The sequence below is a fragment of the Rhizobium sp. CCGE531 genome (assembly GCF_003627795.1).
Taxonomy (GTDB): Bacteria; Pseudomonadota; Alphaproteobacteria; order Rhizobiales; family Rhizobiaceae; genus Rhizobium.
Genome location: NZ_CP032687.1, coordinates 172656 through 194163 on the forward strand (window position 1 = coordinate 172656; position 21508 = coordinate 194163).

At 55.8% G+C, this 21508-nt stretch carries 15 protein-coding genes and 6 pseudogenes; 11 read left to right on the plus strand and 10 right to left on the minus strand.

Annotated elements, in window-relative coordinates:
• The first annotated feature begins 14 nt into the window (after nt 1-14).
• Nucleotides 15-188: a hypothetical protein gene (locus CCGE531_RS34565; RefSeq protein ID WP_154660802.1), complete on the plus strand. Its 174-nt coding sequence runs from the start codon at nt 15-17 to the stop codon at nt 186-188.
• Between the two features lie 606 nt (nt 189-794).
• Here CCGE531_RS34565 and CCGE531_RS30620 read toward each other — a convergent pair.
• Nucleotides 795-1817, minus strand: coding sequence for an L-histidine N(alpha)-methyltransferase (locus tag CCGE531_RS30620; RefSeq protein ID WP_240535393.1), 1023 nt, complete (start codon nt 1815-1817; stop codon nt 795-797).
• 754 nt (nt 1818-2571) lie between these two features.
• On the opposite strand from CCGE531_RS30620, the gene CCGE531_RS30630 reads away from it, so the two are divergent.
• From CCGE531_RS30630 to tnpB, 5 genes and pseudogenes are all read left to right on the plus strand, one after another.
• Nucleotides 2572-3750: a cytochrome P450 gene (locus CCGE531_RS30630; RefSeq protein ID WP_051043313.1), complete on the plus strand. Its 1179-nt coding sequence runs from the start codon at nt 2572-2574 to the stop codon at nt 3748-3750.
• 34 nt (nt 3751-3784) lie between these two features.
• Nucleotides 3785-4003, plus strand: a complete 219-nt coding sequence (locus CCGE531_RS30635) for a ferredoxin (RefSeq protein ID WP_004112880.1) — start codon at nt 3785-3787, stop codon at nt 4001-4003.
• 517 nt (nt 4004-4520) lie between these two features.
• Nucleotides 4521-5213, plus strand: a complete 693-nt coding sequence (locus tag CCGE531_RS30640; protein ID WP_004112883.1) for a porin — start codon at nt 4521-4523, stop codon at nt 5211-5213.
• Nucleotides 5135-5574 (plus strand): annotated as a pseudogene (locus CCGE531_RS35040) (transposase). Before CCGE531_RS30640 ends, CCGE531_RS35040 begins: the two are co-directional and overlap by 79 nt.
• 79 nt (nt 5575-5653) lie before the next feature.
• The gene (gene tnpB, locus CCGE531_RS35045; RefSeq protein ID WP_245459600.1) at nt 5654-5902 is read left to right on the plus strand and encodes a transposase; all 249 of its coding nucleotides are present in this window, start codon (nt 5654-5656) and stop codon (nt 5900-5902) included.
• Here the strand turns inward: tnpB and CCGE531_RS30650 are convergent.
• The 3 genes from CCGE531_RS30650 to CCGE531_RS30660 are packed head-to-tail and all read right to left on the minus strand — an operon-like array spanning nt 5810 to nt 8663.
• Nucleotides 5810-7915, minus strand: a complete 2106-nt coding sequence (locus tag CCGE531_RS30650; RefSeq protein ID WP_240535394.1) for a recombinase family protein — start codon at nt 7913-7915, stop codon at nt 5810-5812. The two genes, tnpB and CCGE531_RS30650, sit on opposite strands and share 93 nt — an antisense overlap.
• Nucleotides 7912-8175 (minus strand): hypothetical protein, encoded by a 264-nt coding sequence (locus CCGE531_RS30655; protein WP_037136419.1) that lies wholly within the window; start codon nt 8173-8175, stop codon nt 7912-7914. The genes CCGE531_RS30650 and CCGE531_RS30655 overlap by 4 nt, the downstream gene beginning before the upstream one ends.
• Before the next feature lie 26 nt (nt 8176-8201).
• Nucleotides 8202-8663, minus strand: a complete 462-nt coding sequence (locus CCGE531_RS30660; protein WP_120670761.1) for a helix-turn-helix domain-containing protein — start codon at nt 8661-8663, stop codon at nt 8202-8204.
• 708 nt (nt 8664-9371) lie between these two features.
• On the opposite strand from CCGE531_RS30660, the pseudogene CCGE531_RS30675 reads away from it, so the two are divergent.
• Nucleotides 9372-10837 (plus strand): annotated as a pseudogene (locus CCGE531_RS30675) (IS66 family transposase); the annotation flags it as partial.
• A gap of 40 nt (nt 10838-10877) precedes the next feature.
• On the opposite strand, the gene CCGE531_RS30680 reads toward CCGE531_RS30675, so the two are convergent.
• The 3 genes and pseudogenes from CCGE531_RS30680 to CCGE531_RS35055 all read right to left on the minus strand — a co-directional run.
• Nucleotides 10878-12953, minus strand: coding sequence for a recombinase family protein (locus tag CCGE531_RS30680; protein WP_120667728.1), 2076 nt, complete (start codon nt 12951-12953; stop codon nt 10878-10880).
• A complete protein-coding gene (locus CCGE531_RS35050; RefSeq protein WP_240535395.1) occupies nt 12946-13122 on the minus strand; it encodes a hypothetical protein in 177 nt (58 codons plus the stop codon). Before CCGE531_RS35050 ends, CCGE531_RS30680 begins: the two co-directional genes overlap by 8 nt.
• A gap of 103 nt (nt 13123-13225) precedes the next feature.
• A pseudogene (locus CCGE531_RS35055) lies at nt 13226-13345 on the minus strand (hypothetical protein); the annotation flags it as partial.
• 89 nt (nt 13346-13434) lie between these two features.
• On the opposite strand from CCGE531_RS35055, the pseudogene CCGE531_RS30690 reads away from it, so the two are divergent.
• Nucleotides 13435-13611 (plus strand): annotated as a pseudogene (locus tag CCGE531_RS30690) (transposase domain-containing protein); the annotation flags it as partial.
• Nucleotides 13612-13708: 97 nt separating this feature from the next.
• Here CCGE531_RS30690 and CCGE531_RS30695 read toward each other — a convergent pair.
• Both CCGE531_RS30695 and CCGE531_RS30700 read right to left on the minus strand, forming a co-directional pair.
• Nucleotides 13709-14725: pseudogene (locus CCGE531_RS30695) on the minus strand (radical SAM protein); the annotation flags it as partial.
• 914 nt (nt 14726-15639) lie between these two features.
• Nucleotides 15640-16092: an SgcJ/EcaC family oxidoreductase gene (locus CCGE531_RS30700; RefSeq protein ID WP_004112919.1), complete on the minus strand. Its 453-nt coding sequence runs from the start codon at nt 16090-16092 to the stop codon at nt 15640-15642.
• A 1179-nt stretch (nt 16093-17271) separates the two neighbouring features.
• On the opposite strand from CCGE531_RS30700, the gene CCGE531_RS30715 reads away from it, so the two are divergent.
• Nucleotides 17272-18210: a LysR family transcriptional regulator gene (locus CCGE531_RS30715; protein ID WP_004112925.1), complete on the plus strand. Its 939-nt coding sequence runs from the start codon at nt 17272-17274 to the stop codon at nt 18208-18210.
• A 205-nt stretch (nt 18211-18415) separates the two neighbouring features.
• Nucleotides 18416-19465, plus strand: a complete 1050-nt coding sequence (locus tag CCGE531_RS30720) for an AraC family transcriptional regulator (protein WP_004112928.1) — start codon at nt 18416-18418, stop codon at nt 19463-19465.
• Nucleotides 19466-20068: 603 nt separating this feature from the next.
• On the opposite strand, the pseudogene CCGE531_RS30730 reads toward CCGE531_RS30720, so the two are convergent.
• Nucleotides 20069-20288 (minus strand): annotated as a pseudogene (locus CCGE531_RS30730) (hypothetical protein).
• Nucleotides 20289-20766: 478 nt separating this feature from the next.
• On the opposite strand from CCGE531_RS30730, the gene CCGE531_RS30735 reads away from it, so the two are divergent.
• Nucleotides 20767-21357 carry a NodA family N-acyltransferase gene (locus tag CCGE531_RS30735; protein WP_004125869.1) on the plus strand — a complete coding sequence of 197 codons (591 nt, stop codon included), beginning with the start codon at nt 20767-20769 and terminating at the stop codon, nt 21355-21357.
• Nucleotides 21358-21508 lie beyond the last annotated feature (151 nt).

The following is a 21508-nucleotide window of genomic DNA, read 5'->3' on the forward strand; positions in this document are numbered from 1 at the left end:
TTAGGTTCCTGCGGTTGAAGGATCTGGACCAATCGTCCAAGGCCTCGCGCCTGGATGCGATTGCTGTCCAAGTTCGAGGGTTCCACGACGGGCGTTTGGGGAGATTCTGCAGCAATTCGGCAAATATCAATTCAAAACGCGCCGGACCGGTCGGCATTGATCGCCGCGAACAAAAAGCCGCCTATTGAGGCGCCGTCAGATTAGAGGTTATGACGACGATGAGGGTTTGCTCGTGCGTTCGTCGCGACCACCCAGGTACAACCTGATGCGTCTGCGTGGCCACCGTTCGATATTCCTCGGCGAACATGGCCTGTTCCTTCTTCGGGATCTGGAGCCTTCTGCTCTCGGATGACCGGGCATAGGTCCCGGCAGATAATTTGGCGCTAACATTTCGACATCTCCATGCGGTACCGTCGGACCGTGACGCGTCTGCAAATGCTTCGCAGCAATATGCGTGCCAAAGGAAAAAATGTTTTCTTGTTCAACATAATCGATCAAACCGCCCGGCGTTGCATATCGATCGATTGTCGCATATCGGACAAGGCCAAGTGATCTTGACCCGTTAACCGCCTGACGAGCGCGAGGGACTGCTGCCGACCTCCTCGCCGGGACATCGAGTTCGGGGCCGAGCGTCTCGGCCGCGAATGTTGCCCAATCCGTTATGCCCGATATTCCCTCGCGCTTTGGCCGAAAGGGCACGACAAATCGTTGCCAGACATGGGTGGAATGGCTGGTTATTGCCAATAGCATGCGAAGGATTGGCTCTTCGCCGGCAGCGGCGGCAGGACTTGTTCTTAGGTCGCCTTTTCCAGCACGTGAATGTCTGAGCCGGCGGCATCTGAAAGCACATCAACCGACACAAGCCCTGCCAGGTTCGCGCATTCTCTGAAAAACTCTTCCGAAAAAGAAAATGAGTTCTTCAAATGCAGCCGATCACCATTTTTAAGTTCGATGCTTTTTCCTTTGAGTCGAAACGACAAATTTCTATTCACCGTCGCGGTGTGGATCACCTGCATGAAGCTGTCATCACCTCTTATATCCGCCTCATACTCAAACACTCCTGGATCAAAGTTATCGTCGACGGGTAATTCTGCCTTCATTCGATAAAATACGTTTAGCTGAAATTCTGGATGCGCTTCGTAGTAGGCTTTTGCGACATTCCACCTCAGATCCGAGCCTATTGAGATCGCAAGCCAGCACTTCTCAGCGCTGTTCGATATCCTCCTCAACGCCTGGACAACCGCCGCAACCGGAGGAGCCTCACTTATGGAAGCGGCAAGATTCCCAAAAGTCCGCCCGAACATGACGACCAATGCCGTTTCCTCATCGGAAAAAAAGCGCCGCCCGGAAAAAATGTCATCTCGTATGAACTCGATCTTCAGGTCGAACGATGGTGGCGATCGCTCTATATCCGAGAGGAACTCGTTCGAGCGATCAACCAGTACGCAACGTGAGGTTTTTCCGCGCAACTCCGTTGCAAGGGGAAGGGTCTTCTGCTGAAATGCTCGCACTGTTCCGGGGCCAAAGTCGAGAATTGACACCCCTTTTTGAGATCGCTTGCCCTGAGGCCATCGGACATACTCTTTTACTCTCTGCTGAAGGTCTCGTGCCAACTTGATCTCGGCGTCGACCATATTGGTTGTCCCGGTATCCAACGCATTGTTCATCCTCTGGGTTTCAGCCCTTGCCCACAACAGCGAGCCGCTCATCGAATTGCCGTCCCGATCACATCCAGTGTGGTGAGCGTATTGTTCTGGACCTAAGTCTGGCGCATATTTTTGTTGAAACAGCTTCAAACTCGTTTCAAGAAAGCTCACAATTGCTCTCCTCTGTGGGTGGCGATGGATTGGCGACAGGCGAAACTTTTGCGCAAAAAATTCTTTTGCCCGTCGCATTGAGCGCACGGATCGTGGCGGCGGCTTTCTGTGCCATACGTATGGCGGTGTCTTTGCAGCTACCCACCTTTTTGTGTGGGGCCGACTGTCGGATTTTCCTCCTCCAGCAAGTCGGCGGCGGTTCAGGCATTATTCAGGCCAAGGCAGAACATCGTTTTAAAACAATGAAGTGCTACTCATGCGCCTTTGACCGTGTCCGGCATTGTCGGAAGCGCGACACCGTAATGTCGCGTGTTTGCTCGTCGACCTCTACGCCAAGTTGCTTGCGCGAGCGCGATCGCGTTTCACCGGTTTTTGTTAGCTCCTCGACACAAGCTTTTTCAGCTTGCTCGGGATCAAATAGCCGAAGAGCAACGGGAAGATCGCTTTTCGGCCGACCAAAGGGAACTGGCATGAATTTTGAACTCTCTCTGCGAGGCGATCAGCGCTGCCGGCACCTTGAGTGGCCTCATAATCGGGGGATGTCGGGTCGCGATCGACCGGACAACCAGATCGCGACGGTCAATAGCCGGAGTTGCCGAGTATCGCCACTCGCCCTCTTGGCTTTTCGATCGGCAGATGAAGAGCGGCAATGGGACTTCAGCCGTCAAAGAACATGACGGGCTAATGCAGCCAGCCGCCGTTCAGGAGAAATCAATTCGTGGGTGACCCAATTCCAGATCATGTTCCGCGCGAAATGGTGAGCGACTTCAGCTTGTTCACGTCACCCGGCATGCAACGCGTCTCCAATGGAGATCCTCATGGAGCCGCCGCTCGTGTTCACGCCGGACCACCAGTGTTTTATTCACTCCACAATACGCGTGATGGTCGTGGCACGTGGCTCAGAACCCGGGCCAAAGACCAACGCAAAGTGCTGCAGGACCCTGATACTTTTTCCAGCAATCGCAGCATTTTCGCCTCTGCGCTCGGTGACGACTGGCCGTTGATCCCACTCGAGCTTGATCCACCGGCCCACGGCATCTTTCGCTCCCTGCTTAACCCCCTGTTCTCGCCAAAACGAGTGATGGCGCTGGAAGCGTCTATCCGTGCGCAAGCGATCACCATTGTCGAAAAGATCTCCGTGTCGGGTAAAAGCTGCGAGGTGATGAAAGATTTTGCCATTCCATTCACAGTTGGCGTCTTTCTTCAGTTTTTGGGATTACCGAACGAGCGGCTCGACGTATTTGTCGGCTGGGCGAAGGCCTTGCTCCACGGAGATAAGGTCCAACGATCGGCAGCCGCTCGGTCTATTCTGGAGTTTATCGATGAACTTGCGGCCTTGCGCCGGAAAGAGCCTGCAGGCGACTTCATGACCTTCGTCGTGCAGGCACAGATCGATAGCCGCCTGCTGGCCGAAAACGAAGTCCGTGGCATCGGCGTACTATTGTTCGTCGCGGGGCTCGATACGGTCGCAGCCGCGATCGGCTTTGACTTGGCCCATCTGGCACGCAATCCAAAAGACCAAAATTTGTTGCGCAGTGAACCGGAACGGATCGTGCTCGCAACCGAAGAATTGTTGCGGGCATATTCGACCGTACAGATGATTCGTGTGGCAACGAAAGATATCGATTTCGAAGGCGCGCCGATTCGCAAAGGGGATTATGTTTGCTGCGCTACGATGATTGCCAATCGTGATCCGGCGGAGTTCGAGGATCCCAACGTGATTGACCTGGCACGCGAGGACAACTGCCACACCGCGTTCGCCGCAGGTCCCCATCGTTGTCTTGGTTCGCACCTTGCCCGGCGGGAGATCATCATCGGCTTGGAGGAATGGCTGTCTCATATTCCTCATTTCCGTATCAAAGAAGGTACGGCCCCCATAACCCATGGCGGCCATGTGTTCGGGATCGAAAATCTGGTCCTGGAATGGTCATAACTCGAGCGCCGCTATGCAGCTTCGGAGGTGCGGCATGCACATCATCGTCCACACTGCCAAATGCCAGGGACACGCGCGATGCTGGTTCCAAGCGCCGGAGATCTTCAAGTTGGATGAGGATGGTTATATCCTGCCCGGCAATATCGACGTTGCTGCAGGGAACGAATTTCGCGCATCCCGGGGTGCTCGATCATGCCCCGAACGTGCGCTGGAAATCACCCGCTCATTCGATACAGTTGGAGTCACGGCGTGAACTGAGGCTTTAGACCTGCAAGCGATAAGCAGACGGTTGATCGACGATCCACCCGTGTTTCAAAAGCTGCTACCTGCAAACATCATGCGCCGATGTCGCTCAGGTCTGTCTGACATGCGACAATGGCGGACTTGCCGGAGAGCTGCTTTAAGAAAGTTACTGCAAAACAAAGGGTTTTTCCTGCGGCATGCATATTGCTTCGAGCCATTTGCGAACGCTTCACGATCAAAGTCAACTGAGCGGAAATGTCGAAAATGTCAGCAAAATGCTCTCTGCCGCCGCCTACCTCCTGCCATCAGATTTCCGGACGTAATGGAGAGATCTGGTCTTGTCACCAAGGAATATTCAGGACGAATTGCTTCTCTTGAAAACGTAACGATAGTCCTTGCTTGCTCAGGGATGGGAATGAATCCCTGATCCCAAATCTCATGCATAAAATTCGCTTTCCAGGACGATTGTTGAGCACGCGTTTAGCGCGGGCGATGAATTTCTCTTTGACCCAAACATCGGAGCTTCAGTGAATATCAGACCCATTCTTCTCGGCGGGATTGCAACACTTTCAGTCGCGCCTTCCGTATGCGCTATCGATCAAGTCGTCGCCGTCGAGCCGGAACCGGCTGAACTTGTCCGCATCTGCGATGCCTACGGCAAGGGCTATTTCTATATCCCTGGATCTGAAACCTGCATGCAAGTCGGGGGTATGGTCCGCACGCAGGCATCGTCATACAATCCTTACGCCCCAGTTGAACCCAGCGGCACCACCTGGCTGACGCGAAGCGAAATCTATGTCAATGCAGCAACGGAGACTGAATATGGCCTCCTGAAGACGACGACGACTCTACGGTTCGATTATACGGACGATAGTAGCACGATCGGCGCCGATCTACCTGTGGCGAATATATCGCTTGGTGGTTTCCTCATCGGCCGCGCCGGCTCTCAATATAATGATTGGATCGGCTATGTCGGCAATGTCATCAATCCGGATGTAATCGGCAATGGCCCTCTCAAATTGAATCAACTTTCGTATTTTTATGATTGCGGCGTAAGCGCCGTCTCCGCCCCATTGAATTGGCTATATTTTGAGGCTTGCCGGGTGTGCGAGAAGGTTTCCAGGACTATCTGGAGATTTGCATGGCAGATGATGGATTTGTTGGGCGTTACGAAGTTGTCGAGCCGCGCCGCGGAAACCGGCGTTGGCCGGACGATGTGAAGGCGCGGATCGTGGCGGAAAGCCTTGAGCCTGGCGTTCGTGTTGTTGATGTCGCGCGCCGTCATGACGTTGTTGCGCACCAGCTTTCCTTGTGGCGCCGGCAAGTGCGCGAGGGCATTCTGGCGTTGCCTTTTGAGACTATGTCGGGCCAGTCGGAGAGCGGCGATGCCGAGCCTGCATTTGTGCCTTTAGCGATTGCGGCAGAGCCGAGCGAGGCTGTGAGTGTTTTGGCGCCGCCGCTGCCGGCGACGGTTTCGTCGGTCTTGACATTGGAGATCGGCCCGGACGTTGTGATGCGGGTTCCCGGCGATGTGCCGGTCGTGTGGCGGCTCTGGTGCGAGCCATGCGAGGGACGGCATGATCGTCGCGGGCCAACGCCTGCGATCCTGATTGCAACGCGGCCGGTTGACTTCCGCTGTGGGCATCAGGCGCTGGCTCTGATGGTGCAGACCGAATTGAAGCTCGATCCGCATTCCGGGGTGACGGTGATCTTCCGGTCGAAGCGCGGCGATCGCCTGAAGATCCTGGTGTGGGATGGCACCGGAATGGTGCTAACCTACAACGATCTGCATTCATACTGCATCTCTCTTTCGGATTCAGTTGAAGGTTTTGGCGTGTCTGGCATTTTCCTTATGGGCGGCGAGGCGATCGACGAGTTGGTTCCATCGACTGCATTGCTTTTGCGGTAAATCGCTCTTCGGAAGCTCGTACAGGTAATAGTGTCCGTTGTAGGCATGGCTGGTGACGAGGCCATGTTCAGCCCATCTGGCGAGGGTATGCTCATGGATATTGAGGTGTGCAGCCGCCTCCTTCTTTGTCAACATCCCACGATCCCGGAGCCGGTCATAGCGTGATCTCAGCTTGTATTCGCGAACAAGATAGGTGACGCGTTTGGTTGTGAAGCGGGCGTTGCGCTGGTCACGGCGCGTCACCGAGCCCGGACGGTATCCCTGATTGTTGAGAATGTCGGCGATCTCGGAAAAAATATGATCGTCGAGGAGTTTATCGATCAGTTGGATGACGTCGGGGCTCGTCTTGACCTGCTGGCTGGGCGATTTTGGGCTGATGGTGACGAGTGTCTGGGTTTTGCCGCCTTTGAAGCGAATATGAGCCTTGGTTGTGCCTCTCTTCGGTAGTTTGAGGAGGGTGACATCCTCAATGATGTGGGCAAGCAAGCGCTTTCGTTCGCGGTTCGGGGTCTCTGAATTGGTCCAGAGCTTTTTGAAGTCCGCCGTCATTGTGACCAACCGCTCTTGGACGGCCTTATTGAGGATGAATTGATCGTGCTCCTGGGCGCGCTCGCGCTCTTCGCGGGCATTAGCCAAGATGCGGAGCTTCTCGTTCCATTCCCCTTCGAGCGTGTCGGCGACAAGGCGGTTATTGGGATCGACGAGCATGAAACGGCGCTGGGCGAGATCGGCCTCGGTTTGGGCGCGCTCGATTGCGCGACAGCGCAGCCGGTCCGCCTCTTCATGTCGCGCTTCGATTTCTTTGCGGACTTCAATTGCCAGTTCGACGGCTGCCGGCGTCATCTGATCCGCGATCAACATGCCGATGGCTTCGTCGACGGGAGGAGCAGCGATCGCCTGGCACACGTGTTCTCCGCGATTGCTACGGGCGCGGTCACAAACGTACCAGGCTTCCTGTCGACCGCGTCGGGCAGCGTAGCGCATGTGAAAATGCCTGCCGCATTGCCCACACACGGCCCGTCCCTGCAGCAGCGCCGGTCCTTCCCGCGGAGGCGATGCGACACCGGCGTTCCATTTATGGCAGATGTTCGACTTTAGAATCCTCAGGTTCTCTTGGTGCTGCTCCCAGCTGATATAGCCGGGATGGGCATCTGGAATACACGCCGTCCAATCGTCGGTACCTTGTTCACGGACGAGCTTTTTGCCATCAATGGTTCGTCGATAGCGACGGCGACCATAGGCATAGGCTCCGGCGTAACGTGGATTATGCAGCACGCGCATCGCCGTCGAAGGCGTCAGTGGCCGAAAAACAGTCTGGCTATCGTGCAGGCGGGAGGGAAAGAGAATACCTTCCTGACGAAAGGCCTTGACGGTCTGGGAGGCGGATCCGACGCGAGAGAACGTCTCAAAGAAATGAGCAATCGTCTCTCTAATTTGCATGTCCGGATCGAGAGCCACATTGCCGGAATGGTCATAGACCAGTCCGGTTGGCAGGGGGCAACGGAACTCGCCGCGCCGTGCCTTGTTGAGAATACCGCCGCGTAGCCTTGCCTTGATCACATGCAGTTCGGCCTCACTCATTGTTCCCTTGAGGCCGAGCAGGAGGCGGTCGTTGAAACTTGCCGGGTCATAGACACCGTCCTCGTCGAGGATCAGGGTGTCAGCAAGGGCGCAGATCTCCAGTAGACGCTGCCAGTCGGCATTGTTGCGCGCCAGCCGGGAGACCTCCAGACCCATGACGATCCCGGCATGCCCCATGCCGACATCGCTGACCAGCCGCTGAAATCCCTCGCGCCAGACCGCCGATGCGCCGGATTCACCCTGATCGTTATCGATGACGATAATTTGCTCCTCGCGCCAACCAAGTGCGATAGCGCGCCCGCGAAGCGCATATTGCCGCATGGCGCTCTCGGTATTGTCGATGACTTGCCGCATCGAAGATTGGCGGATGTAGAGGTAAGCGCTGCGTTCACGGTGATGGGACTGGACTTTGAGGTGTACATTCATGTTCATGGTGCTCTCCGTTGGTGGATGCTCATGGCGATGGTCGCCAGGACATGAACGACGGCGCTGAGGTCGTCGCGCGCCGGTCGGGTGGCCAATGACAGGTAAAACGGGTCTTGATCAGGGCTTGCCGCCGCAGGCAGTGCACGGGCCCATCCCCACATGCCGCGGCGCAGAAAAAGCATGAGGCCGCTACGGGCCTTGAGCGGCAGAACTTCGCCGAGAGCTGCACTGCGCAGCATCTCGTACTGGTCCGCGATGGCCGGCAATGAACATGCCGGTCCCGTGGCAACGTCTAGCGGATCGTTTTTTTTAACACCCGCTCGATCGTCCTGGGATGAAGCTCGATATCGAGTTCGTTGCGGACCAGCTTGGCGAGCTCGCGTGCATGAACGGGTACGCCCGGAACCAGCCTTGCCTGCAGAAATGCCAGGACTTTGTCGTCGACCTTGTGGGGCCCGCGGGGACCCGGCTTTGCCGGCACCAGTCCAGCAATCCCACTCGTGTCGAAGTTTGCCTTGGCCTGGTAGTAGGTCGGTCTGGAAACACCATACTCGTCGGAAGCGTCCGTTACCGAGACGTTGTCGACGGAGACGCGTCGCAGCATCTCGTATTTGACCTGGACGGCGTCGCGCGGATCGAAGAACTCGCTGCCGCGGAACTTCGGGTCGCGCACCTTCTCGGAATTTGGATTGAAGGTGCCCTCGTCGATGAGGGCATCCATCTTTGATCGCTTGCCGCCGTACTTCGCAGGCATTGCGGGCTCCGGGTATGAGATCGAGCATTAATGTAATGCTAATTATACCGCACTTCTGATTTGTATCAAGGACATTCTCTGAGCAAATTAGGGAAATGTGGCGTACAAATCGGGATAAATTGCTCATTGCGAGTCCTCTTGCGGCATAATCTCGTTTACATTAGCGGCATAATTGTCCTTACACTCCGCTCGCGACCGCGCTGCCAACCTGTCACAAAGGTGTTCCACCATGTTGGCCAATTCCATCAAGTTCGAAACCAGCAAGAGCGCCCGCCCGTTGCTCGCGGCAACTTCCGGATCAACGCTCACAAGATCAGTCCATTCAGGGGGAAGCGGCCATATGGCGCCATCGTCGGTCTGCAACAGCAAACGGCTGCCCTGTAAGTTACTTCGCTTGCCAACGCAGGGCAGCTGCCGTGCGAATAGAGGATGAAACGGATGCGTGACCCGCACTAGCTGCTGATCTGCGCTGGTTGAGGCTGCATTCTCAGATAAGGTACAAAATTCTTGAACATGGAAACTTTGCCTGGCCCAAGGTTCAGGATGGGACCATGCGTCTTTCCAGGGCTCAATATGAGGCTTTGTTCGAAGGTCTTGACTGGCGACGGGTCATGGCGCAACGGGTGACCGCGCCGTCCGCGGCGGGGTAAATATCCGGCCGCCTTTGCATTGTTTTATTTGGTTTGTGCTGCCTTGCTATAAGGCCGCATGTCATCGCCCCTTGATCTCAGCCTGTTTCCGGACCTTCCGCCAGAGGTTGTCAAAGCCTTTGCGGCGATGGAGTTCGAACTGTCGGTCGAGCGTGCTGCACGTCAACATGAGCAGGCTGTGGTTGCCGAAAGGGACGCGTTCATCGCCGAGCTGAAGGAACTGGTCGAGAAGCTTGAGGGGCAGGTTCACGACTATCGGCGCACGAAGTTCGGGCCGAAATCGGAAAAGCTCGATCCGGCGCAGATGGAACTGGCGCTGGAAGACCTTGAAACGGCGATTGCCGAAACACAGGCGCGGATCGCCGCCGTCGAGAAAAAGATCGAAGCCGGCGCATCCGATCCGGACAAGGCCGCCCCTCGCAAGGAGCGTAAGGCCCGTGCATTGCCCGAACACCTGCCGCGGGTCGAGAAGGTGATCGAGCCTGACAGTATTGTCTGCCCCTGTGGTTGCGGCAACATGGTCCGGATCGGTGAAGACCGGACGGAACGGCTCGACCGGATTCCGGCACGCTACGAGGTGATCGTCACGATCCGCCCGAAATACGCCTGCCCCAAGGGTCGAACGGGCGTCGTCCAGGCCAGAGCGCCGGCGTATCTGCTGGAAGGGAGCTGGCCGACGGAAGCCCTTCTGGCTGAGATTGCCGTCTCCAAGCATTCCGAACATATGCCGCTCAACCGGCAGGCCGAGGTCATGGCGCGACATGGGGTGCCGATAGACCGCACGGTCCTTTCCGATTGGATGGGGCGCGCGGGCAGCGAAATCGCATCGGTGGTCGACTACATGGCAAAACGGCTGCTGTTTGAAAGCACGCGGCTCTATGTCGACGAGACCACGGCTCCGGTGTTGGATCCGGGGCGAGGCAAGACGAAGACCGGTTATCTCTGGGCCGTGTTGCGTGACGACCGCGGCTGGAACGGTTCTGCGCCGCCGGGCGTGGTGTTCCATTATCGGCCCGGGCGTAAAGGCGAATATGCCGCTGAAATCCTCGACGGGTTCAACGGGACAATCCAGGTGGATGCCTACGGTGGTTACTCTCACCTCGCCACGTCGGACCGGATGGGCGGTGATCCCTTGAAGCTGGCTTTCTGTTGGGCGCACGGGCGCAGAAAGCTGATCAAGGCCGCGCCAAAGAGTGGATCGCCCATCGTCGACGAGGCGCTGGTGCGGATCGCCGCGCTCTACAAGATCGAAGGCAGTATCCGGGGCTCAGATCCCGAACATCGCCGGGCAGTTCGACAGGACCTGTCCCTCCCGCTGGTGGACGAATTCTTCACCTGGCTCGCAGCGCAAGCCAGCGCGTCTCACGCAAGTCCGACCTCGGAAAAGCCCTGGCCTATATGCTGACGCGGCAGGACGGATTCCGGCTGTTTCTGGACGACGGCCACGTCGATATCGACTCCAACCTGGTGGAAAACGCGATCCGCCGACCAGCCATGAATCGCCGCAATGCGCTCTTTGCCGGTAGCGACGTTGGCGCGACATACTGCTCATCTGACGATGTCCTTAAAATAAAAGGGGATTTTGAACCGGATCCTGAGATATCGGACGTCTTGATCGCCTGGCATCTGCTTCGCGGCGAACAGTGTCGTCTTGAAGGTCGGAAAGTTGAATGATCCAAGGCGCTCCAGCACATAGCTGTCGAGCGGGAAGGACGCCGCTGCTTACCATCCGATAAGCCGTAGCTCGACTTACCTTCAGAATGTCGGCGGTCTCGTCGAGGGTTCTCTCGCCGCGTTCAGCCCGTTCGCCTTCCCGATAGACGGGGATGCCGTGGATGTTGCGAAGACTGCAGACGTGGCTTCGTGTCCAGCTGGCGCCATGTCCAGTCCGCTTGCCGGAGCGGTTCAGGATCGCTGCGATTGACAAATCAGGTAACTGCCTTGCCAAGGCGCGCACGAGATCGACAACATCAGCCTTAACTGCCCACCGGGTCTGGCCGATCTTGTTCTTCTTCACTGTCATCCGGGTATGATCTCCACCTTGCCAATGAATGATGATCGCCAATGTGTCGTCGACGATATCGACGACAATTTCCGTGATTAGTAGCCGAATGATCTTTTTGCGCGTCTCAATGGATACGCTGGGGCTGTCCCATGCCTGCCCCAGGTCCCTGCCGAGCTTCATCAGTCTTGCACGGTCATCTGCCGATAGCGCGGGCATGTCGCGGTCGGTCGAGAGCGTCTCAAGCTCGATCTCCAGGTCACGCAATTGGATCAGTTTCTCATTCCAGCGTCTTTCCAACTCGCCCGCGACCAACCGATTGTCGGGATCGACAGCGTCATACTGGCGCCGCGCTCGAGCAGCCTCATATTGTGCTTGCTTGATTGAGTTCTCGAGTTGCTGACGCTTATCGCTATGACGCTGCGTGTGCGCCTCCATTGCCTGCAACGCCGCCTCGATCCCGAGGGGTTGCAGTCGTTCGAGAACTTCCTGCGCGACGGCCCGATCGACGCGCATGCCACCGAACCCGATGCAGTTTGCAGCCGCCATGTCGCCGAATGTGCCGCGACAAACGTATCGCTGCGTGTTGCCGCCTTTCCCAGAATATTGAATATGCAGTCGACGACCGCAGCGACCGCAACGAAATAGTCCAGGCAACAAAGCTTCGCCACGCCTTATCGAACCCCGCCCTATGTAGCTTTTTCCATTCGCATTCTCGGCGATCAGATGCTGATTCCTTTCAAACTCGGCCCAGCTAATATAGCCTTCATGATGGTCGTGGATCAAAACTTCCCAGTCCTTCGAATTACGCCGCAACGTATCACGGATGACCCGTTTGCGCCCATCCTTGATCATCACCCGTGTCCCACGCCGGCCGTAGGCGTACGAGCCAGCGTAGACGGGGTTTGTCAGTATGTGATGAAGGGTATGATAAACCGGAGCTTTCCACTCGATCGGCGGTTTGCCGCGCCCTTGATTGACAGACGGAACCAAGACATTCTCTTGCCTGAACCAGAGCAACACCTGGCGGACGGTCTGCAGTTCGGCGAATTTACGAAAGACGAGCAGAATGCTCTCCTGAACGCGCCGATCAGGATCTTTCTCGACACGGGCATCATCCGTCTTCACATATCCGACGGCAACAGTCAGATGAAGTTCGCCGCGCCGCGCTTTTTGGCGCATGGCCTCGACGGATCGTTGCCGAAACACGGATAACTCCATCTCGCTCATCGTACCCTTCATGCCAAGAAGGAGACGATCGTTAGGCGAGCGCGGATCGTAAATAGCCTCTTCGTCAACGATCAGAGTGCCGACCAGACCACAAAATTCCAGCAACGTATGCCAATCACGGCCATTGCGCGCCAGACGTGAGGCCTCAAGCGATACGACTGCTCCCACCCGACCTTCACATATCGCCGCCAACAGCTTCTCGAATCCTGGGCGGGCGATGCCACCTCCGGATCGTCCAAGGTCATCGTCGACGATCTCGACGGTCTCCCAACCCAACTGTCGAGCACGCTCGACTAAGCCGTACTGCCGTCGTTGGCTTTCCAGGTTATTGGCAACCTGGTAGGCTGTCGACTGCCGGACGTAGACGAAGGCGCTAAGGCTAAGATGGTCGGCGGTAATCTTACTCATTGCCCGCCTCCTTTCCGCCGTCGGCGAACCGCTTGCCGGCCAGCTTTGCCGCCGCTTCCGTCAACAGTAATTGAAGGAGTGTTAAGGCTTCCCGGCGCTGGGTGTCGCTCAGGTCTACCGGCCGGGCTGTCACGAACAGATCCAATTGCATGCGAAATTGCTTTCTCATGGCTTATCCCTTCGGCTTCTTGAACCGAGCGAAAAGGTACGTGAGAATCAATGAATGCGCGCAGTTCAATAAGCTTGGCTGCCGAAAGGCGCGGCTCGGCTACAATCTCGATCGAACTTGCCGCAGGATCAAACATCCATGCGGGGATTTGAAATGAGCCACCATGGGCTTGTCGAATCAGCAGATAATGAACACCTTCGTGCTCATGGCTGCCGGTTACCAATACGGTTTGGTCAACCAGTGGATGGAAGGGATAAGTGACCGTGGACTCGAATGCCAGAAACCCGGCATTATGAACCCGGCTTCGAGGGAGGGGGCCGCAACTGGGCCCGGTTTGCCAGCCTGATCGGCACTTGTAAAATGAACAGCGTTGAACCCTACGCCTATCTGTGCGATCTCTTCGTCAGCCTCGCAAACGGCCACCTAGCAAAAGACATCGATGCCCTCATGCCCTGGGCCTACGCCGCCCGCATCAAGGCCTCACAATGAGCTCGTCAGGTACTCTTCGGTGAGCTCATTTGACGGGCCGTAGATCAACCTCAGATCACTGCAACTGAAAAATCGATGGGGCGTGGACGCCGCATACGTTTTGAACGTAGCCTTCGCCGCAACGACCGATGGCCGACGCGCCGAAGCCGATCACAGTTGGGCGTGTTTCGGCCGAGTAACCAAGCAAATTGCGCCGCAGACGACCAGTTCTCTCCGCTAATGCAAGCTCATCATCCGGCAGCGCGAAATGGTCGAGCCCGATTTGCAGATAGCCGGCAGCGGCTAACGTTTCGGCCATGACCGAGGCCTGCTCAGCGCGCCCGGCTATATCGGGCAATGCTGCCCGGTCAATCAGGAGCTGATTTTTTCTATAGGATAGATCGTGCGAATAACCGAAGACCGCGAGACGGTCGGGACGCATCTCAATAGCTAACTTCGCGCTCTGGCGACAGGACTGGACTGTTTGATAGGGCAATCCAAACATCAGGTCGAAATTGATGCGCCCTATTCCATGCAGGCGAAGGTTCTGGACGGCAGTCATCACCTGCGCCTCGCTCTGAACCCGGTTGATCGCCTTTTGTACGATGGGATCAAAGCTCTGCACACCAACGCTTGCGCGGTTCACACCGGCTTTCTCAAAGGCTTCGGCCATATCGGTGGTGAAGGTGCGCGGGTCGACCTCGATAGCGATGTTAGCCGCTTTCTCGAACGCGAAGTGGCCGCGCAAAAGTTCCATTAGCGACAGGAAGTCTGCTGGCGGCATGATGGTCGGGGATCCGCCCCCGAAGTGCACGTCGCTCACGCCAAGTGCCTTCGGCGCTTGCTCGGCGACCAAGCGGATCTCCTCACGGAGCATTGCTAGATAGTGGATGATCAAATTATCCAGACGAGTGATGCTCGTTGGAAAACCACAATACCAGCACATCGAGCGGCAAAATGGAATGTGCAGATAGAGCGAAACAGCGTCATCGGTTGGCAGGCTCCGCAGCCATTCCTCATACGTATGGGCGCCGATTGCAGAGGAAAACTCCTGTATCGTTGGATAGATGGTATACCAAGGTAAATGCGCCTCGCTATGTTTTTTCGAGATGAAAGTTGATGATGAGGCGCGCAATGACTTTCGTCTCCAGTCCGGCTTATCATGTCCAGATTTCACGCGTCGTCTTCCTTTCGATCAGATGGGATTCTGCGCTCGAGGGGTGCTTTTTCGCCGCCAGGCATCATGGCTTCCCGTCTTCCAATGCCGGTCGCCCGTTCCCGCCGCCCTTAAATCGCAAACGCAAAGGTCATTCCAGTCGAGTGAACGATCCAGGACTTGCGTATCATCGACGTCGCTGAAATGAGCTGTCCTTAGTTCGAATGCCGAAAGACGTTTGTGCTTAAATTCGGATTGTGACGATGACCCAACGCCTTGAAGCCAAATGCAACGTTGTCCTTTCGACAATGTCCGACATAGGACAAGCGCGCCGCCCAATCATCTCGATGTTTTGAATCCCATTTGTCGCTTGGCATGATGGATGCGTAGCTCCACAATGCACTGCGTCAAGGAGGAGGAGCCGTCCCGCGATCGGCCTCTCCGAGGAGGCGGGCACCGTTGCTGAGAGTGGGCTCTGGTCGAACGCTTTGAATTTGTACTCTGATTGATCGCTGCGCCGGCTAAGGGCGGAGAATCTGTTCGGCCCCTGGCGCCGGTTGACAGAAACGGCCTCAAAAGGTGACGGGCCGCGGCAGCCTCTTCCTCGCCGGCAATTTCGACCAGTGCTTTTGCAAGAACGACGGAGACGACGTGTCGACGAGGCCGCCGGAAGCCGCTTTTTCAAAGATGACGCCGGCATAGACCTTCATGCCATGACCCTTTCGGCGGTTTCAAGCTCACGTTATGGCCCGTCATACGATCCAGCGATTTTCGTTGGGAAGAAAGAACAGTGAGGCAAGTGTTGCTGGCGAAAGTTCTGGCTTGGAGTGATGAGCTGGAGTTCACCGCAAGCGTGTGCTGGCATATCGCCAGCACGCGTGCTCGAGCCATCCCTATGTCTCAGGCATCGATGAGGAGTGATGGGCTGTAATCATCCATTTTCCGTCCATGAATTCATAGGTGTAGGTGTAACGTGCGGGAATTTTGGTGCCATCGGCGAATGAAAAAGTATAAATGCCGCTGTCCGTTGCCATGTTACATCCGATCCTGATCACGCGCAGATCGATCGATCCTTTCGGCCGCTTTTTGAGAAAGTGCTCGAAATAAGCGGCTCGCTGCTCGTGTGTCAGGCGCGGTGTGTTCGACAGCGTCGGCAGCAGGATCGCATTTTCCGCATAATTCGCGGCAACTTTTTCGGAGTCGAGTGTTCTGAGCGACGCATTCCAGCGATCGAACAATTCTGCTACCTGCTGCTCGGTGATCGGAGCGCAGTTTACAGTGCCAGCGACGGCTTGCTGCAAAGATAAAGTGGAAAGTACCGCCGCGGCGGCAAGTGTAAGACGCATGCTTCATCTCCGGTTTTTGATTGCGCGATAGTTCTCGGCAGGGCTTCTCCTGACTGCTTTTGATTGCTTTCAGCGTCACTCTTGTGCCGTCGACGCCCCAGGTTCTCTGCAATCAATGGTCCGCCTGATGCAGCACCGCCATCAATTCGCAAAATCGATTGTTTGAATAGCACACATCCACGGCATCAATTTACACGCTAAACAGCGCATCCCTCGTTAGGAATCGCCGAGCCGGCCAAGCTCCTGCCGCGGCGCATCTCAGCAATCTGAAGTTAGGGGCTGCTCTCGATCAACGAGCTTCTTCATGACAAGTCGCGGCAAATGCAAAAGATAGGATGATTTGCCACGACGCTTTGCCCCTTATCGGATACATGGTTTTGCCTGTCCGGGAGGGTCGCCGCTCGCAGCCCTTCGATTGGACTTTTGCGGTTGGTGATTCCACTCAAGCAACCGAATATTTTTCGTGCCCGGCACTCTGATATGTCGAATTCCTCAAGCGAGTTCTGGAGGCCGCCGCGGGCTTCTTCCCACATGTTCGCGGAGTGCAATTTGGCTTTGCAAAATTGTGACCGCCTGGAGGGAAGAGCAAGCCAATTGAGCTTTTCTTTAAACAACTGACAATTTAGCGACGATGAGCGATCGGGCTCTCGGCGCTTCCGGGTGTTGCTGCGCGATTTTGCTGGAACGCAAGCTGAACCCGACCGGGCAGACACGTCGCAGTCAGGAGGCACGGCGTGCCCGAATCCCTTTTGAAGCACGGTGTCGACATGTCTTCCAGTAGCTCGTTCGAAGCCGCGTTCCAGGCAAGTTCGCCCACTGAAATTAACGATGTGCCAGTTCGGTCCCGTCCTGTCCAGCATCTGACACGCAAGAAGTTGGACGTTGAAACCATGCGGCACCATCAAAGTGCCGTCAGAAAAAACTGGACGAAGCCAAACTCAACACCCTGAAGACTGTGAAAAATGCAACGGCAGGCAGTAGGCCATAATGTCCAGAATGTGAGGTTGCCTACAATCAAAACTGGTCAATTCAATCCTAAGATATCCGTATTACGCACTCAATAGTCTTTGCGATAATGATTGATCTTGCTTTGAAAGGTCACGACGTCAGATCTGCCCGCAAACATCGGAACACTACTGTTCTTTTCAACCCTCACGATAATTCTGGGGCTAAATCGGTATGCGTTTCAAGGGTCTTGATCTTAATCTTCTCGTCGCATTTGACGCTTTGATGACGGAACGCAACGTTTCGGCAGCGGCGCGCAGCATCAATCTCAGTCAGCCTGCAATGAGTGCCGCCGTCCGCCGGCTGCGCGACTATTTCGGCGATGACCTGTTTACGATGCAGAACCGGAAACTTATCCTGACGCCACGTGCGGAAAGCCTCGCCTCCGCGGTCCGAGAGACACTACAGCACATTCAACTCAACATTATTTCTGCAGATAGCTTCGCATTAGACGAACCGGAGCGACACTTTACGATCGCGCTTTGTGATTTCATGACGACAGTATTCTTCCGGAAAATCATAAAGCGTCTGGCAAGGGAAGCTCCCGCTGTCAGTTTCGAGTTAATTCCGCTCCCAGATAATCCGGACCAGCTTCTGCGGCGGGGCAAAGCCGATTTTCTAATTCTTCCGGAATTGTTTATGTCAAGCGCACATCCCAGAGCGAAGCTGTTCGACGAAAAGTTCGTGTCCGTTGGCTGTACGACGAATACGAAACTATCTGGTCAACTTACGGTCAGAGAGTATATGGCGATGGGCCACGTCACAGCTAAGTCTGGGGTTGGTCAACAGCAGTCGCTTGAGGACTTTTATTTATCGGAACGAGGTGTCAAAAGGCGTGTCGAAGTTGCCGTTCAGAGCTTCGGGATGGTGCCCGCAGCGCTATTGGGCACCGACAGGCTCGCAATTCTGCCTCTGCGACTGGTGAAGCATCTCGCACCATCTATGCCCTTGCGAATTGTGGAAAGTCCAATACCTCTTCCGGCGTTCACCGAGGGCATCCAGTGGCCAGCCTCGCATGAAAACGATCCGGCGAGCACCTGGATGCGTGAGATAATTCTGCAGGAGGCGGGCCGCGTAGCAAGTCCTTCGATGTGTCGCGAAAGTGACATTTAGGAGACCGAAATGAAACTGAACGTCTTTGAGTGGGTGCCGCCCACAAGATTACTGGGCGGATTTGGGCCTATTACGACGACGAGGTGCGGATGGACTTCCAGGGCTTCATGGGACTATGAGCTGAATTCGTTACCGCGGCGACTAACCGCAAATAGGCTCGCCAAGAGTGTAGTATCCCAATTGCAACCACGAACAGGCGTATCGGATGTTTCAAAGCAGCAGCCCCCATTTGACATTTAAGCGTGGTGGATCGTCATTTGATGGCATGATCGAAACACTCGGTACTGCCTTTGGTGAGTATAAAGCCGCGCTGGTCAGCCCTGTCGATGACTTCCAGTGGAGTCTGGATTTTTCGACCTGTGACTATGCCACCGTGATCAAGGGTTTTCATCAACACGAGTTTGAGTTTCAAATCCAGCCTACCATCAACGCTGTGCAGCATTTGTCGATTGTGCTACCGCGTAGCGGAGGCATGGGAGTGACCTACGCCTCGCGCGAAGCCACCGCTCGACCCGGTAAGTTGCTCCTATACAACAATCTTGAGCCAGAGAGCGTTGTGATGTATGGCCGATCGAACGTCATTGACGAGCTTTTGCTCGACTGGAATGTGATTCTGCAGACGCTTGATCAAACGTTCGAGACGCCATTCAGTGGATCATTGGACCTTCTGCCGGAATTGGAAACGTCGACGTCGGCCGGTCAAATGATCGGCTCTCTCGCGGAGACCGTCATTCGTGGGTTGCGCGATCCCTCAGTTCGATCCCCAATCGCAATGGCGCACGTCACTCAAGCTTTGGCCGACCTGATAGTACGCTTTGTCCCGCACAAGCTTTCGCACCTGCTCGACAGGAAGCCCTACATGATAGCCCCCAGGCATGTCCGGCGCGCGATTGAATATATGGAAGCCAATATCAGCCAGCCGATCAGAATGCCGATGGTCGCGAAAGCCGCGGGGGTGTCGACACGCGCATTGCAACTCGGGTTCCGTGCCTTCCGGGAGACCACGCCGGCCGCGTATTTGGCCATGCTTCGTTTGCGGGCGGCGCGGGTGGAGTTACTTGATCCGGCGAACGGGCATACAACGAGGGAAATTTGCTTGAAATGGGGATTTCTTCACTTCGGACGGTTCTCGGCGATGTACAAGGCAAGTTACGGGGAAAGCCCTTCTCACACGAGAAAGCGCGTCAGGGGTATGCAGCCCCGCTCTCGCCGGCAACCACAAACTGTGGTGGGCCATTCAATCTTGCGCAGATGATCTCTCGCGCGACAGATGATTGGATGCGTGTGGCGGCTTGCCGTGCGCGCCTCAGGCAGTCTCCTTAACTGCCCCGCTCTCCCGTGTCATTGAGCGATATCGATGTCTTTTCGGATCATTGCATGCCTCCTCTATGACCATCTTCATTTTTCGCGAACAGGATTCCTCCCGGACCGATTGTCTGGTATAGACCGGGCGCCCTGTCGCTGGCGCACCACTGCCACCCGCGTCAGCGCACCCGCCCCGTCATTGCTTGCCACGTGGAATGACAGGGCGCCTGTCGATCGAGCGCAATGATTGGCAAGAATGCAGGGGGGCAATTCCCTCGGCCGACCCATCAGCAATCGGTGTCATGGTATCAACCACGCCGCAGCCGGCGAACACCAGAGTGGATCACAGCCTGCATCGCGAGCCGTATGCCGCTTTCGATCCCATTGTTCGCCCGTCCTGTGCTGCCGACCGAAGCTCATCCCGGGACAAGAGAACCAAGCCGACGACGTTCTTAATTTCTTAATCAGCGTTGCTGAAGATGATTCGTGAAGGCAGCTGTGCTCGGACGGGGCATTCCGGAGCGAATTGCTACACCGTCAATGTTGCGAGGGCTTAGTCTCGCGCGCCTTCAAGGAGGCCGTCGTAGACGTCCATGAGCGCAGTGGTGATAGCCTGCCCGAGAGCATTGCCTGCTTGCCGGACTGCGTCTTCAGTTCCATCACGCGCAGCCTTTGGCGAGATCAAAACCCTGTTCGCCGACAATCTGCTTGGCAACTTCAATAGCCCAGATACCAAAGTCACCCCGGTTGTCGATCCCAATGCTTTCTTCCATTTTTCGTCCTATCCATTTATGCAGAGCGCCCCCGAAATGGCCGGCACTGCTGGCCATCGCCATCCAGCACTATGATGATTCGAATAAGTGTGAGCAGTCTTTCTCACAGTGCAAGCGGACGCTCCGTTGTTGGCCCATTGAGTTCAATAAGGACTTTAGTCGCACTTATCGGATGCAATCCATTCATCGCATGGATGCGCCACATCCAAATAATCGATTGTGCGAATTAAGCGTTATGATCCATTAAAAAGGAACATCGTTTGATTACTATCAAATACATTGATGGCTATCGCAAGCGGTTCGCGAATGGACAAGTATTTGGTTGCAAAGCCGAACAGTAAGGAACCCAGCGCCACGAGCGATCCTATGGGCATGAGGGCTACAGCCGGCGGCAGACGAATGCCTTTTAGGCGCCCTCAACCCGGTGCCTTTCATCGCACAGCTGCTTCAAAAAACACTCGGAAGAGGAGATCTTTGCATGTGCTCTCAAATGCGGTGGAGACTATGCTGGGAAAACGAGCTGGAACTCGCCGATCATGTCGAACTCGCCAAGTTCTTTCGAGCGACCTATGGACCAACCGGGGCCTTTAATGCAAAACCATTCGAGGGAAGTCGAAGCTGGGCCGGAGCGAGACCCGAACTTCGCCTCATCGGCTATGACGTTGACGGGATCGCCGCTCATCTGGGACTGCTACGCCGCTTCATTAAAGTTGACGGAATAGACCTGCCGGTGGCTGAGTTGGGATTGTACGGGATACGCACCGATCTTGAAAGACTCGGAATAAGCCATTCAATCCGAGCCATGCTTCCAACACTCCAGGATCTCGCCGTTCCGTTTGCATTCGGCACGGTTCGGCCGGAGTTGCAAAGACATATCCGGAGGTTCGGCCGTTACGGTCCTGTGACGGTTTTTCCGCACGTTCGCGTGCGGTCCACCTTACAAGAGCCGCGCCTCGATAAGCCGCCCACACGCATCGATGACGCACTTGTCGTCGTTCTACCGATTGGACGATCAATGTCCGATTGGCCTTCTGGTTCGATGATCGATCGCAATGGACCGGAGCTATGACGCTTCTGGGTTGCCAATGCGCCGCATACGTCGAGTGCACCTAGGCAGCAGCGCGTTCATGGTCAACATCAGAGTTGATCCAAGCGCGGGCTTGCTTGGGGAAACCTAAAAGCCACCCTGCGGCCAAACGATCGCGAATCTAATTAGTAGA

Coding starts and splice junctions, on each gene's coding strand:
- CCGE531_RS30630 (WP_051043313.1), top strand. CDS start 2,572: ATGGTGAGCGACTTCAGCTTGTTCACGTCACCCGGCATGCAACGCGTC.
- CCGE531_RS30635 (WP_004112880.1), top strand. CDS start 3,785: ATGCACATCATCGTCCACACTGCCAAATGCCAGGGACACGCGCGATGC.
- tnpB (WP_245459600.1), top strand. CDS start 5,654: ATGGTGCAGACCGAATTGAAGCTCGATCCGCATTCCGGGGTGACGGTG.
- CCGE531_RS30650 (WP_240535394.1), bottom strand. CDS start 7,915: ATGAACATGAATGTACACCTCAAAGTCCAGTCCCATCACCGTGAACGC.
- CCGE531_RS30660 (WP_120670761.1), bottom strand. CDS start 8,663: ATGCCTGCGAAGTACGGCGGCAAGCGATCAAAGATGGATGCCCTCATC.
- CCGE531_RS30680 (WP_120667728.1), bottom strand. CDS start 12,953: ATGAGTAAGATTACCGCCGACCATCTTAGCCTTAGCGCCTTCGTCTAC.
- CCGE531_RS35050 (WP_240535395.1), bottom strand. CDS start 13,122: ATGAGAAAGCAATTTCGCATGCAATTGGATCTGTTCGTGACAGCCCGG.
- CCGE531_RS30700 (WP_004112919.1), bottom strand. CDS start 16,092: ATGCGTCTTACACTTGCCGCCGCGGCGGTACTTTCCACTTTATCTTTG.
- CCGE531_RS30715 (WP_004112925.1), top strand. CDS start 17,272: ATGCGTTTCAAGGGTCTTGATCTTAATCTTCTCGTCGCATTTGACGCT.
- CCGE531_RS30720 (WP_004112928.1), top strand. CDS start 18,416: ATGTTTCAAAGCAGCAGCCCCCATTTGACATTTAAGCGTGGTGGATCG.
- CCGE531_RS30735 (WP_004125869.1), top strand. CDS start 20,767: ATGTGCTCTCAAATGCGGTGGAGACTATGCTGGGAAAACGAGCTGGAA.